The 12,468-nt window shown below is 61.2% G+C and carries 17 protein-coding genes; 8 read left to right on the forward strand and 9 right to left on the reverse strand.

Annotated features, from left to right (window positions below; translation table 11 throughout):
* Positions 1-114: 114 nt before the first annotated feature.
* On the reverse strand, positions 115-459 hold the full coding sequence (locus NKH80_RS23905; protein WP_023674415.1) for a RidA family protein: 345 nt from the start codon (positions 457-459) through the stop codon (positions 115-117).
* A 212-nt stretch (positions 460-671) separates the two neighbouring features.
* Here NKH80_RS23905 and aztA point away from each other — a divergent pair, with 212 nt between their 5' ends.
* From aztA to NKH80_RS23925, 4 genes are all read left to right on the forward strand, one after another.
* Complete coding sequence (gene aztA / locus NKH80_RS23910) at positions 672-1,478, forward strand: zinc ABC transporter ATP-binding protein AztA (protein ID WP_352993918.1); 807 nt, start codon at positions 672-674, stop codon at positions 1,476-1,478.
* Positions 1,478-2,353 (forward strand): zinc ABC transporter permease AztB, encoded by an 876-nt coding sequence (gene aztB, locus NKH80_RS23915; RefSeq protein ID WP_254817491.1) that lies wholly within the window; start codon positions 1,478-1,480, stop codon positions 2,351-2,353. Before aztA ends, aztB begins: the two co-directional genes overlap by 1 nt.
* Positions 2,354-2,375: 22 nt before the next feature.
* A complete protein-coding gene (gene aztC / locus NKH80_RS23920) occupies positions 2,376-3,317 on the forward strand; it encodes a zinc ABC transporter substrate-binding protein AztC (RefSeq protein WP_352501460.1) in 942 nt (313 codons plus the stop codon).
* A gap of 185 nt (positions 3,318-3,502) precedes the next feature.
* Positions 3,503-3,841, forward strand: coding sequence for a protein tyrosine phosphatase family protein (locus NKH80_RS23925; RefSeq protein ID WP_352993921.1), 339 nt, complete (start codon positions 3,503-3,505; stop codon positions 3,839-3,841).
* Positions 3,842-3,874: 33 nt separating this feature from the next.
* Here NKH80_RS23925 and NKH80_RS23930 read toward each other — a convergent pair whose 3' ends face one another.
* Together NKH80_RS23930 and NKH80_RS23935 are read right to left on the reverse strand one after the other, a co-directional pair.
* Positions 3,875-4,201, reverse strand: coding sequence for a hypothetical protein (locus tag NKH80_RS23930; protein WP_352993924.1), 327 nt, complete (start codon positions 4,199-4,201; stop codon positions 3,875-3,877).
* 20 nt (positions 4,202-4,221) lie between these two features.
* Complete coding sequence (locus NKH80_RS23935) at positions 4,222-4,689, reverse strand: Lrp/AsnC family transcriptional regulator (protein WP_352525401.1); 468 nt, start codon at positions 4,687-4,689, stop codon at positions 4,222-4,224.
* Positions 4,690-4,828: 139 nt separating this feature from the next.
* Here NKH80_RS23935 and hppD point away from each other — a divergent pair, with 139 nt between their 5' ends.
* From hppD to NKH80_RS23950, 3 genes are all read left to right on the forward strand, one after another.
* Entirely contained in the window at positions 4,829-5,938 is a 1,110-nt protein-coding gene (gene hppD / locus NKH80_RS23940; RefSeq protein WP_352883951.1) for a 4-hydroxyphenylpyruvate dioxygenase, read from the forward strand.
* 68 nt (positions 5,939-6,006) lie between these two features.
* The gene (locus tag NKH80_RS23945) at positions 6,007-6,231 is read left to right on the forward strand and encodes a type II toxin-antitoxin system Phd/YefM family antitoxin (protein WP_254817725.1); all 225 of its coding nucleotides are present in this window, start codon (positions 6,007-6,009) and stop codon (positions 6,229-6,231) included.
* A complete protein-coding gene (locus NKH80_RS23950; protein WP_254817486.1) occupies positions 6,228-6,605 on the forward strand; it encodes a type II toxin-antitoxin system VapC family toxin in 378 nt (125 codons plus the stop codon). The genes NKH80_RS23945 and NKH80_RS23950 overlap by 4 nt, the downstream gene beginning before the upstream one ends.
* Here NKH80_RS23950 and NKH80_RS23955 read toward each other — a convergent pair whose 3' ends face one another.
* From NKH80_RS23955 to hmgA, 5 genes are read right to left on the reverse strand one after another with little or no spacing between them, the layout of a single operon-like run.
* On the reverse strand, positions 6,606-7,160 hold the full coding sequence (locus NKH80_RS23955; RefSeq protein WP_352883954.1) for a DinB family protein: 555 nt from the start codon (positions 7,158-7,160) through the stop codon (positions 6,606-6,608).
* 4 nt (positions 7,161-7,164) lie between these two features.
* Positions 7,165-7,458, reverse strand: coding sequence for a hypothetical protein (locus NKH80_RS23960; protein ID WP_352883956.1), 294 nt, complete (start codon positions 7,456-7,458; stop codon positions 7,165-7,167).
* Positions 7,455-8,477, reverse strand: coding sequence for a fumarylacetoacetate hydrolase family protein (locus tag NKH80_RS23965; protein ID WP_352883958.1), 1,023 nt, complete (start codon positions 8,475-8,477; stop codon positions 7,455-7,457). Before NKH80_RS23965 ends, NKH80_RS23960 begins: the two co-directional genes overlap by 4 nt.
* A 47-nt stretch (positions 8,478-8,524) precedes the next feature.
* Entirely contained in the window at positions 8,525-9,424 is a 900-nt protein-coding gene (locus NKH80_RS23970) for an MBL fold metallo-hydrolase (RefSeq protein ID WP_352993927.1), read from the reverse strand.
* A gap of 10 nt (positions 9,425-9,434) precedes the next feature.
* Positions 9,435-10,748: a homogentisate 1,2-dioxygenase gene (hmgA, locus tag NKH80_RS23975; RefSeq protein WP_352802458.1), complete on the reverse strand. Its 1,314-nt coding sequence runs from the start codon at positions 10,746-10,748 to the stop codon at positions 9,435-9,437.
* A 154-nt stretch (positions 10,749-10,902) separates the two neighbouring features.
* Here hmgA and NKH80_RS23980 point away from each other — a divergent pair, with 154 nt between their 5' ends.
* Positions 10,903-11,340: a MarR family winged helix-turn-helix transcriptional regulator gene (locus tag NKH80_RS23980; RefSeq protein ID WP_352994049.1), complete on the forward strand. Its 438-nt coding sequence runs from the start codon at positions 10,903-10,905 to the stop codon at positions 11,338-11,340.
* A 67-nt stretch (positions 11,341-11,407) separates the two neighbouring features.
* Here NKH80_RS23980 and tdh read toward each other — a convergent pair whose 3' ends face one another.
* Complete coding sequence (tdh, locus tag NKH80_RS23985; protein ID WP_352993930.1) at positions 11,408-12,442, reverse strand: L-threonine 3-dehydrogenase; 1,035 nt, start codon at positions 12,440-12,442, stop codon at positions 11,408-11,410.
* Between the last annotated feature and the right edge of the window lie 26 nt (positions 12,443-12,468).

Genomic DNA, 12,468 nt, shown 5'->3' on the forward strand with positions numbered 1-12,468 from the left:
AGTCCCCATCAGCCATCGCATCAAGAAATGCGCCTGGAACGATGACTATCTCATCAATGCCATCACTCATATGCGATAGCCCTGCCCTCGAGGGGGAGGGTTAGAGCCGCATTCTCAAATCGCCGCGGTAACAATGATCTCGACCAGATATTCCGGTCCGGCAAGTTTCGCTTCGCCCGTGGCGCGGGCCGGCGTGTTGCCCTGCGGCACCCATTTGTCCCATTCCGCGTTCATCTCGGCAAAGGTGCTCATGTCGGCCAGCCAGATGATCGCTTGCAGGATCTTGGTCTTGTCGGTGCCGGCCTTGGCCAGCAATTCGTCGATCGCCGCCAGAATGTCCCTGGTCTGGGCGCCGACGTTTCCGCCCGGCTTGCCGACCTGACCGGCCAGATAGACGGTGTTGCCGTGGATGACGATCTGGCTCATGCGTGGGCCTACATCGATGCGACGAATGCTCATTGGATATTCCTTCTCCTCTTGTCAGCTGCGCCTGTTTAGGGGCCGGGTTCGCCGGGAGCAAGGCCGCTCGAGCGGAACTTCTTGAGCCAAGCCAAAGCACACAACATGACGGCCCGGCCGCAATTCCGCCCGATTGGCTTGTTGACTAATGTAATAACATCACATATCGAATCCGCCCCTGCAGCACCGATCGTCGCCCCATGGATCGTCACATGAGCCAAACCTGCCTGACCTTCCGCGACCTGACGCTGGGCTACAACAGCCACCCTGCGGTCCACCACCTCAATGGTACGATCCGCAAGGGATCGCTGACGGCGGTCGTCGGCGCCAACGGCTCCGGCAAGTCGACGCTGATGAAGGGCATCGTCGGCGTTCTGAAGCCGATGGCCGGCGCGGTGATCCGGGCGCCCGGCGTACGCGCCGCCTATCTTCCGCAGCAATCGGAGCTCGACCGCTCCTTTCCGGCCCGTGTCGTCGACCTGGTTTCACTTGGCCTGTGGCCGCGGCGCGGCATGCTCGGCCGCTATACAAGGGAAGACCGCGACTCGGTCAGCAAGGCGCTGATGGCCGTCGGCCTAGGCGGTTTCGAGAAGCGGCCGATCGACACGTTGTCGGGCGGCCAGCTGCAGCGCACGCTGTTTGCCCGCGTGCTGTTGCAGGATGCCGAGCTCATCCTGCTCGACGAGCCGTTCAACGCCGTCGATGCCAAGACGGTCGGTGACCTGATCGCGCTGATCAAGCGCTGGCACGGCGAGGAACGCACGATCATGGTTGTGGTCCACGATCTCGATCTGGTGCGGCAGAATTTCCCCGAAACACTGCTCCTGGCGCGCCAGCCGATCGCCTGGGGCGAGACCAGGGAGACGCTGCAGCCGGAGAATCTGTTGCGCGCGCGCCGCTTCCACGAAGCCTGGGAAGACAACGCGCCGTGGTGTGAGCCCGGCGAGCATGATCACGGTGGCCACGAGCACAGCCATGACCACGACCATCATCACGGCTCCGGGCCGAGGGCGGCATGATGGACGTGCTTTACGGTCTTTTCGTCGCTCCTTTCGCCGACTACGCCTTCATGCAGCGGGCGCTTGCCGGTTCGATGATGCTGTCGCTCGGCGCCTGCCCGGTCGGCGTGTTCCTGATGCTGCGGCGCATGAGCCTGTCCGGCGATGCCATGGCGCATGCCATCCTGCCCGGTGCCGCCGCCGGCTTCCTGTTCTATGGCCTGGAGATCCTGCCGATGACCATCGGCGGACTGATCGCCGGCATCATCGTGGCGCTCGGCGCCGGCGCCGTCTCGCGCTTCACCATCCAGCGCGAGGACGCCTCTATGGCGGCCTTCTATCTGATTTCGCTGGCCATCGGCGTGCTCATGGTGTCGATCCGCGGCTCCAGCGTCGATCTCATGCATGTGCTGTTCGGCACCGTATTGGCGCTCAACAACGAGGCGCTGACGCTGATCGGCGGCATCGTCGTGGTGACGCTGGCCAGCCTCGCCATCTTCTGGCGGGCGCTGGTCGCCGAATGCCTCGACCCTTTGTTCCTGCGCTCGGTCAGCCGGATGGGCAGCCCGGTGCATTTCATCTTTCTCGGCCTCGTCGTGCTCAACCTCGTCGGCGGCTTCCAGGCGCTCGGCACCTTGCTGTCGGTCGGGCTGATGATGCTGCCGGCAGCGGCGGCCCGCTTCTGGACCTCGCGCGTCGAGCCGATGTGCGTGCTGGCCACAGTAATCGGCTTTGCCTCCTGCATTGCCGGGCTGCTGTTGTCCTACCATGCGTCATTGCCATCCGGCCCGGCCATCATCCTGTCCGCCGGCGTCGTCTATTTCGCCTCGATCCTGTTCGGCACGCGCGGCATCCTGCGCGCCCGCATCGTCCATCACCGCCACAGAACTGCCTGATCCCAACAAGGAGAAACTGTCCATGCTGAAATCGATCCGCGCCGCCTTGGCCGTGAGCGTTATAACATTAACCGCCTTTGGCGCATCTTCGGCCTTTGCTGAGCCGTTGAAGGTGGTCGCCAGCTTCACGATCATCGCCGATTTCGCCAAGAATGTCGGCGGCGACCGCATCGATCTGACCACCATCGTCGGGCCGGACGGCGACGCCCACGTCTACGAGCCGAGCCCCGCCGATGCGGTGGCGATGGCCAAGGCCGACATCGTGCTGGTCAACGGCCTGCATTTCGAAGGTTTTCTGCAGCGCCTGGTCGACGCCAGCGCCACCAAGGCTTCGATTGCCGTGCTGACCAAGGGGGTCACGCCGATCAATTTCAAACCCGAATTCGCCGAGGCCGATGCCGCCGAAGGCGCGGAAACCGATGGCGGCAAGACGGTCACCGATCCGCATGCCTTCCAGTCGATCGCCAATGCCAAGATCTATGTGAAGAACATCGCCGACGCCTTTTGCACGGCCGACGCTGCGGGTTGCGACAGCTACAAGGCCAATGCAGCCGCCTATACGCAAAAGCTCGAGGCGCTTGAGGGCGAAGTGCAGGCGGCGATCCAGTCGATCCCGCAGGAGAAGCGCGTCGTCATCACCTCGCATGACGCCTTCGGCTATTTCGAGCAGGCCTACGGCTTGACGTTCCTGGCCCCGGAAGGCGTGTCGACCGAGTCGGAGCCCTCCGCTGCCGACGTCGCCAAGCTGGTCAGCCAGGTGAAACAGGACAAGGCGGCGGCGATCTTCGTCGAGAACATCACCAACCCGCGGCTGATCGAGCAGATCGCCAGCGAGACCGGCATCAAGGTGGGCGGCACGCTCTATTCCGATGCGTTGTCGCAGCCCGACGGCCCGGCCGCGACCTATATCGACCTGATGCACAACAACATCGCCCAGATCAAAGGCGCGATCCTAGGAAGCTGAGCCGACCGATCCGGTTCATTCAGCCGGGCTGGCGCATGATGCGTCCTGGCGACGTACCGCGTTAGCCCGGCTGGATTTCCGGCATCGAAATCCCTATCTGCGCGGATGGATTTCTTTTCGCGCGGATTGCCGACCGGGTCAGGGAGTGGCAAGACTGCCGCTAACCAGATTGCGAGGACACCGCCATGGAATACCGTCAGATAAGCGAGGACTATTCAGTCTCGGGCCAGATCCAGCCCGAAGATGTCGCGACCATCAAGGCCGCCGGCTTCAAGAGCGTGATCTGCAACCGGCCGGACGACGAGCAGCCCGGCCAGCCATCGGCCGACACCGTCAAAGCGGCGGTCGAGGGCGCCGGGCTCGCCTTCCGCTACATCCCGGTGATCAGCGGCCAGATCACGGCCGAGAATGTCGAGGACCAGGCCGAGGCGCTTGACGAACTCGAAGGCCCGGTCTTCGCTTACTGCCGGTCCGGCGCCCGCTGCACTAATCTCTATGGGCTGATCAAGCAGTCGAAGAGTTGAAGAGCCAAAGCAACTCCAATACGGCTGGCCGATTCAGCCCCTTGCACCTCTATCCTTGATGTATTCGAGGTAGAGCAACGCCAGAAATAAACTAATGAAGGTTCCCCTTGCGGCATCACTTCCCTTTGCTACCAAGTATGCAAAGAAACTTCCTATTATAAGATATACCAACGACGACAGCACATTTCTGAAGGAAATTCTCGCGCCAACTGGCTTTGTGTATCCGATTACTACGGCAATTGGAGGCACAAGATAGATTGATTTTGGCACAAGGTAAACGACAATGAAGGTCGTTGCCAAGAAAACGGCAGACATCGATAGAAACAGCAGCATATAGTATCGCGTTGATTTTATTTCCATGTCGCCTCCCGTATCTACGATCAAATCGGCAGCGCGCCGGTCTCCTTCAGCGTCTCCAGCACGATCGCCGTCTTCACGTGTTGCACCGATTCGTGCGGCAGCAATACGCCGTTGACGAATTCCGACAGCGACTTCAGGTCGGGCGTCACCACTTTCAATATATAGTCCATCTCGCCGGTCAGCGCGTGCGCTTCCTGCACTTGCGGCAGCCGTGCCACCAATTCGCCGAAACGCCGCGCATTGTCGCGGTTGTGAGTTGCGAGCGTCACCGAGATGACGTTCACAAGGGAAAAACCGAGCTTGTCGCGGTCGAGCACCGCCCGGTAGCCCTTGATGTAGCCGTCCTCCTCCAGCCGCTGGCGACGCCGCGAGCATTGCGACGCGGAAAGATTCACCCGTTCTGACAGATCGTTGTTGGTCAGCCGTGCATCGCCTTGCAGCAGAGCCATTATCTTGCGGTCAAACTGGTCGATGCGCGCATCATCCATGGGTTTCTCTCCATACATGCACAATTCACGCATTACCTGATCATTTCAAGCGTTTGAATGCAAGCACCATGCACTGCGTCCTTGCTATCATTAGGTTGAGATGGCCTTTCCAGGCCAAACAGCTTTGGAGGACACTGCCATGGGTCCCTTCCCGCACGACGCACCGCCCGCCAAGATCAGCAAAACCAATCCCGCCGGTACCGACGGCTTCGAATTCGTCGAATTCGCGCATGCTGAGCCGCAGAAGCTCGCCGAACTGTTCACCCGTATGGGCTATGTGCCGGTCGCCAAGCACCGCCGCAAGAACATTACCGTCTGGCGGCAAGGCGACATCAATTATGTCGTCAATGCCGAACCCGGCTCGCATGCCATGAAATTCGTCGACAAGCACGGCCCTTGCGCCGCCTCGATGGCGTGGCGGGTGGTCGATGCCAGGCATGCCTTCGACCACGCCGTAGCCAAGGGCGCGACGCCCTATGAAGGCAACGACAAGACGCTCGATGTGCCGGCGATCGTCGGTATCGGCGGATCGCTGCTCTATTTCATCGAAACTTACGGCGAGAAGGGCTCGGCCTATGACGCCGAGTTCGACTGGCTGGGCGAGCGCGACCCCAGGCCCGAGGGCGTCGGCTTCTACTATCTCGACCACCTGACCCACAATGTCTATCGCGGCCAGATGGACAAATGGTGGGATTTCTACCGCGACCTGTTCGGCTTCAAGCAGATCCATTTCTTCGACATCGACGGCAAGATCACCGGCCTGGTCAGCCGCGCCATCACCTCGCCCTGCGGCAAGATCCGCATCCCGCTCAACGAGTCCAAGGACGAGACCAGCCAGATCGCCGAATATCTGAAGAAGTACAATGGCGAAGGCATCCAGCACATCGCCGTCGGTACCGATAACATTTACGACGCCACCGACAGGCTGGCCGAAAACGGCCTGAAATTCATGCCAGGCCCGCCCGAGACCTATTACGACATGTCCTTCGCCCGCGTGAACGGCCATGAAGAGCCGATCGAGCGGATGAAGAAGCACGGCATCCTGATCGACGGCGAAGGCGTGGTCGACGGCGGCACGACCAAGATCCTGCTGCAGATCTTCTCGAAAACCGTCATCGGGCCGATCTTCTTCGAGTTCATCCAGAGGAAGGGCGACGAAGGTTTTGGCGAGGGCAATTTCCGCGCCTTGTTCGAATCGATCGAGCAGGACCAGATCAAGCGCGGCGTGCTGAAGGTGCAAGCGGCGTAGTAGGCAACCCGACCGGACTTGCGTCTCGATCAATTATGACCTAAATTATGGTCATAAAGGATCGAGTCATGAATGTTTCTATTGCCGAAGCCAAGGCCAAATTGTCGGAACTCGTCAGCCGCGCGGAAGCCGGCGAGGAGATCGTGCTCACACGCCACGGCAAGGTGGCGGCGCGGATCGTAGCTCCGGCAGTGGCCGAACCCCTGCCGCGGATAGGCGCGTTGAAGGGCAAGATCTGGATTGCGGACGATTTTGATGAACTCGGTCCCGAGTGGGATGAGTACGTGAAATGACGGTCGGCCCGTTTCTCGCCGACACACACATCATCCTCTGGTCGATTTCGGACGATCGACGTCTCAGCGAGCACCACCGCGTTATTCTGGCTTCGGAAGCGGTGGTGTTCGCGAGCGCGGCAAGCGTCTGGGAAATTGCCATCAAACGTTCGATCAGAAAACTTAATGCGCCGGACGATCTGCCAACGCTGCTTCCAAGGATGCAATTTCAGCCGCTCGCCGTAACCTTCCAGCACGCGAACGCCGTCGGCGGCCTACCCCACCACCATGGTGATCCGTTCGACAGGCTTCTGATTGCGCAGGCGCAAGTGGAGAACCTCACCATCCTGACATCCGACCCGCATTTCGCCCGTTACGATGTGGCTTTGGCATGATTATCCAAGCAGTTGGTCTCGCAAGCCCAGGCGCTCAACCTCCGCTTTCCTGAGTTTCACATCGTAATCAAGGAAGAACTCGTCGAGTTGCGGCGGTTTCACGGAGGTACCGGACAGCATCGCGTGCACCTGGCCGCGATGATGGATGTCGTGGATGAAGAGATGCGCGAGCAAATCGCCGATCCGCTCCGGTATCATGCCGTCCTCGCGCCGGTCGGTCAGAACGGGGCGCTCGAGATCGTCCGCCGACAGGCGGTCGCAAAAGGCGATCAGCCGCCGGTCGGCCTCCGCCTGTGCAACAAAAAGCGCCTTGGTATCATTGAACGGCACAAAATCGTCATGGGCGGCGGCGCCGACGCCGCTCTCTTCGAGAAAATCGAGATAGAGGTGATCGACCGCGAGAATGTGGTTCAGCGTTGCCTTGATCGATGGGAAGAAGCTTATCCTTTCAGCCTCGAATTCGCCGGGCTCAAGCTGCAGCACGGCACGATAGAGCCGGTCGTTCGACCAGAGATTGTTGGCTGCCATGCGGCGGAAATGGTTCAGCAGGTCCATGACTTCACGCCGCTGACCGGACCAAAGACAGGCCTGCCCACATTAGCAGAAATCCAGCGAGAACAATCAGCAGGAGCCCGATCATGCGCCGCCGCATGGCTTGCGTTTCCTGGTCCTGTGCGACGTTGGTGTTGGTGACGGTGTGAAACATCATCGCCTTGCGCGGAAAGCCGCTGCGGTTGGTCAGGCCGGGCGAGCGCGCCTCGATGCGATAGCTCAGGCGGATCGCCAGGATGAAGATCGCCAGCATGACAAGGGCCCAGACACTCCACAGCAGATAGAATGTCTCGCCCGTCATTCTCTTGCCCCCTCGTATTTCTCGACCTTCTGCTCGATGGCGCCGAAGATCGAATGCCCGCCCCTGTCCTTCATCTCGATGCGCACGGTATCACCAAAGCGCAGGAAGGGCGTCTTCGGTCCGCCGGCCTCAATAGTCTCGATCATACGCAACTCGGCGATACAGGAATAGCCGGCGCCGCCTGCCGAGACAGGCTTGCCCGGCCCGCCGTCAAGCTTGTTGGAGACGGTGCCCGAACCGACGATGGTGCCGGCGGCCAGCGGCCGCGTTTTTGCGGCGTGAACAATCAGCGCCGGAAAGTCGAAGGTCATGTCGATGCCGGCGTTCGCCCGGCCGAACGGTTTGCCGTTGAGATCGACCAGCAGCGGCAGGCTGACCTTGCCGCCGTCCCAGGCATCGCCCAGCTCTTCCGGCGTCACCGCTACCGGCGAAAAGGCCGATGACGGTTTCGACTGGTAGAAGCCGAACCCCTTGGCAAGCTCAGGTCCGGTCAGGCTGCGCAGCGTCACATCGTTGACCAGCATGACCAGGCGGATCGCTGCCCGCGCCTCTTCGAGGCTTGCGCCCATCGGCACATCGTCAACTATGACCGCGACCTCTCCTTCCATGTCGATGCCAAGGGTCTCGTCGGTCATGCGGATTGGGTCCCGCGGTGCGAGGAAAGCGTCCGAGCCGCCCTGGTAGATCAGCGGATCGGTCCAGAAGCTTGCCGGCATCTCGGCGCCGCGCGCCTTCCGCACCAGCTCGACATGGTTCACATAGGCCGAGCCATCGGCCCATTGGTAGGCGCGCGGCAGCGGCGAATGGGCGTCATGCTCGTGAAAGCGAGCCGACGGCACCGCATTATTCTCCAGCGATTCAGCCATGGCAGCGAGATGCGGCGCGATCCGATGCCAGCCGTCAAGCGCGGCCTGCAGCGTCCGCACCAGAAACGAAGCATCGGTGAACCGCGTCAGGTCGCGCGAGACGACGACAAGCTTTCCGTCGCGCGTCCCATCCTTCAATGTGGCAAGCTTCATGCGGTTTCCTCTCCTGGCGCAGCTTTGGTGCTGCTTTGATTTTTGTTTTACGCATGATCTCTTCCGATAACCGGTTTCCACTTTTCGGGATCATGCTGCAGCCCCACAACAAGGCCGTCGCGTGCGATCGTCAAGTCGCCGGCCCATGTTTTCCTGACGGCGGCAATCCAGTCGGCCTCGTCGATCTCGGGATCGTCGGCGGGAATGAGATGGTTGAGGACCAGTCTTTTGACGCCTGCATCACTGGCGATGCGGCCCGCTTCCTCGGCAAAGCTATGGCTGGCAAGCAGGTGTTCCCTCAGCCTTGCGCCGTTGCCGGTCTTCGCGACCAGCCGCTCGATACCCACTTCCAGCATGGCCTCGTGGACCAGTATGTCGGCGCCTTGGGCGAAATCCGCCAATGGCGGAAAGAACGCCGTATCCGACGAAAAGACGACGCCTTGCCTCGCATGATCGAAGCGCAGCGCAAAGCAGTCCGTCACCGGCGGGTGGTCGACGCGCAAGGCCGATATTTTGAGACCGCGCTCTTCCGCCACCTGGCCTTCACCAAACTCGACGATCGAGACCAGGTCGCGGAGATCCGGCCGCCCTTCATCGGCGATGCGGATCTCGATGTCGAACTCCATCGCCTGGCAAAAGCGTTGCCAATAATGGCCGGTGCCGGGCGGGCCGAATACGGTGACCTTTGTTGCCAGGCCGGCCGTCCATGCGGTGTGGATCAACGGTCCAAGTTCCAGCACATGGTCGGAATGCAAATGCGTGATGAAGATCAGGTCGAGCGCCTTCAGGCTGATGCCGGCACCGGTCAGCCCGCGCGTTACGCCCAGCCCGCAATCGACGACAATGGTGCGGCCGCCAATCTCCAGCAGCGACGAACTCGGCCACGGCCCGCCCGGCCGCAGCGCGGGACCACCCTTCGAGCCAAGAAGCACCAGACGATCCGTCACGCGACGGCGCTCAAGACCAGTCGCCCTCGGGCGTGCCGTTGAAGCGCTTCTTCAGGCCGGCCCAGCAATCGATGTAATTGTCCTGCCGGGTTTCGAGCTCGGCGCCATAGCGGGTCACCATCTGCGGAAAGCGTGTCTCGAACATGAAGGCCATGGTATTGTCGAGCTTGACCGGTTTCAGCTCCGCGCGCGAGGCTTTTTCGAAGCCAGACGCATCGGGTCCGTGAGCCAGCATCATGTTGTGCAGACTGATGCCGCCGGGCACGAAGCCCTCTTCCTTGGCATCGTACTGACCATGTATGAGGCCCATGAACTCGCTCATGATGTTGCGGTGATACCAGGGTGGCCGGAAAGTGTTTTCCGCCACAAGCCAGCGCGGCGGGAAGATGACGAAATCGATATTGGCGGTGCCTTCCTCGCCGCTCGGCGCGGTCAGCACGGTGAAGATCGACGGATCGGGGTGGTCGAACAGGATTGCGCCGACCGGCGAAAAGGTCGCAAGATCATATTTGTAGGGCGAATAATTGCCGTGCCACGCCACCACATCCAGCGGCGAATGGTCGAGCTCGGTGACATGGAACTGACCACACCATTTCGCGATCAGCCGGCATGGTGTCTCCTTGTCCTCGAACCAGGCACAGGGCGTCTTGAAATCGCGCGGATTGGCCAGGCAATTGGCGCCGATGGGGCCACGATCCGGCAGCGTCAGCTTGGCGCCGTAATTCTCGCAGACATAGCCGCGCACTTCGGCATCCACCAGTTCGACCTTGAACACCAGACCACGCGGCAGCACGGCGATCTCGCCCGGCCTGAGCTCGATGACCCCCATCTCGGTGACAAAGCGCAAGGCTCCAACCTGCGGCACGACCAGCAACTCGCCGTCGGCGTTGAAGAAATGATCGTCGACCATCGAGCGGTTGGCGACATAGACATGTGCCGCCATGCCGGTCTGGCCGAGCACGTCGCCGGCGGTGGTGATCGAGCGCATGCCGGCAATGAAATCGGTCGGCTCCTTGGGCATCGGCACCGGGCTCCAGCGATACTGGCCGAGTGCGAGCTGGTGGTCGCCGACGTTCGGCGCGCTTTTCCAGAGCGGATAATTCGCCGCTTTGAAGCGGCCGGTGTGCCTGACGCTCGGCCTTATCCGATAAAGCCAGGAGCGCTCATTGGTGCCGCGCGGCGCGGTGAAAGGAGAGCCGGAAAGCTGCTCGGCATAGAGGCCGTAGGCCGGCCGCTGCGGCGAGTTTCGCCCTTGCGGCAGCGAGCCCGGCAAAGTCTCGGTTTCGAAGTCATTGCCGAAACCCGGCATGTAGGAGTAGGCCATGGAACCCTCCCGAATTCATGGTCTCGGAGCATCGTTTGCGCATCCGCAAAGATGCTCCGAGTTGACCATACCGGTTTCATTTGTAACCATTGAAAATGTAACCATCAACGGTGATTTCGCCATGAGCCGCCAGCATGCCCAGTCAGGGCCAACCATGGAAATCCTCGAGCTGGAATCCTTCCTGCCCTACCGGCTCTACCGGCTTGCCGATGCCGTCAGCCGCGAATTCTCAAGGGTCTACAAGGACCGTCACGGACTGACCCGGCCCGAATGGCGCACGCTGGCCGGGCTTGGACAGCACGGCACGATGACGGCGACGGCGCTCGGCGAGCAATCGGCCATGCACAAGACCAAGGTTTCGCGCGCGGTCGCGGAGCTCGAACGGCGCCGCTGGCTCAGCCGGACGCCTGACGAAAAAGACCGCCGTGTCGAGCATCTGGGGCTGACCAAGGCTGGCGTTGCCGCCTATCGCGAGATGGTGCCGCTGGCGAAGGAGTTCGAACGGGAATTGCTGGCAAGATTGAGCCCCGCCGAGCGTGTGGCCATTGTCGGCGGAGTGGCAGCACTGGAGGCGGCATTGGCGAAAAGCTAGGTTCCTGCCAGAATTACAGGCACCTTGGCGGGACAGCTTTCAGTTCGCACCGTGTTCCTTCGGGCCTTCACCAGTCCATGACCACCTTGCCGGAATTGCCGCTCTTCATCGCTTCGAAGCCGGAAATATAGTCGTCGATGCCGATGCGGTGGGTGATCAGGCCGCTGACATCGAGAGGATCCTGCACCAGCGCAATCATCTTGTACCAGGTCTCGAACATCTCGCGGCCGTAGATGCCCTTCAGATGCAGCATCTTGAAGATGACCTTGTTCCAGTCGATCTCGAAGCCGGTCGGCGCGATGCCGAGAATGGCGATCTTGCCGCCATTGTTCATGGTATCGATCATGTCGCGGAATGCCAGTGCGGCACCGGACATTTCAAGACCGACGTCAAAACCCTCGGTCATGCCGAGCGCCGGCATGATATCGCGCAGCTTTTCTTTCGAGGCGTCAACGACATGCTGGACGCCGAGCTTTTTTGCCAGTGCCAGGCGCACCGGGTTGATGTCGGTGATGACGACTTTTCGCGCGCCGACGCATTGCGCCACCAATGCGCCCATGATGCCGATCGGCCCGGCGCCGGTGACTAGCACGTCCTCGCCGACGAGGTCGAAAGATAGTGCGGTGTGAACCGCATTGCCTAAGGGATCGAAGATTGCCGCGATCTCGTCCGGCACGTCGTCGGGGATCGGCACGACATTGTGCTGCGGGATAGCCAGATATTCGCCGAAGGCGCCGGGGCGATTGACGCCGACGCCGAGCGTGTTGCGGCAAAGGTGCCCCCTGCCCGCGCGGCAGTTGCGGCAATGGCCGCAGACGATGTGACCCTCGCCCGAAACGCGCTGGCCGACTTTGTATTCGGTCACCGCCGCGCCGAAATCGGCGACCGTACCAACGAATTCATGCCCGGTCACCATCGGCACCGGCACGGTCTTTTGCGCCCACTGGTCCCAATTGTAGATGTGGACGTCGGTGCCGCAGATCGCCGTCTTCCGGACCTTGATCAGCACGTCGTTGGGGCCGATCTCTGGCACCGGCACCTCTTCCATCCAGATGCCCGGCTCGGCCTTGGCCTTCACCAGCGCCTTCATCATGTTCGACATTCTGCAGTCCCTTGAAGGTCTCGATC

It is taken from the genome of Mesorhizobium sp. M0904 (assembly GCF_040319475.1).
Lineage (GTDB): Bacteria > Pseudomonadota > Alphaproteobacteria > Rhizobiales > Rhizobiaceae > Mesorhizobium.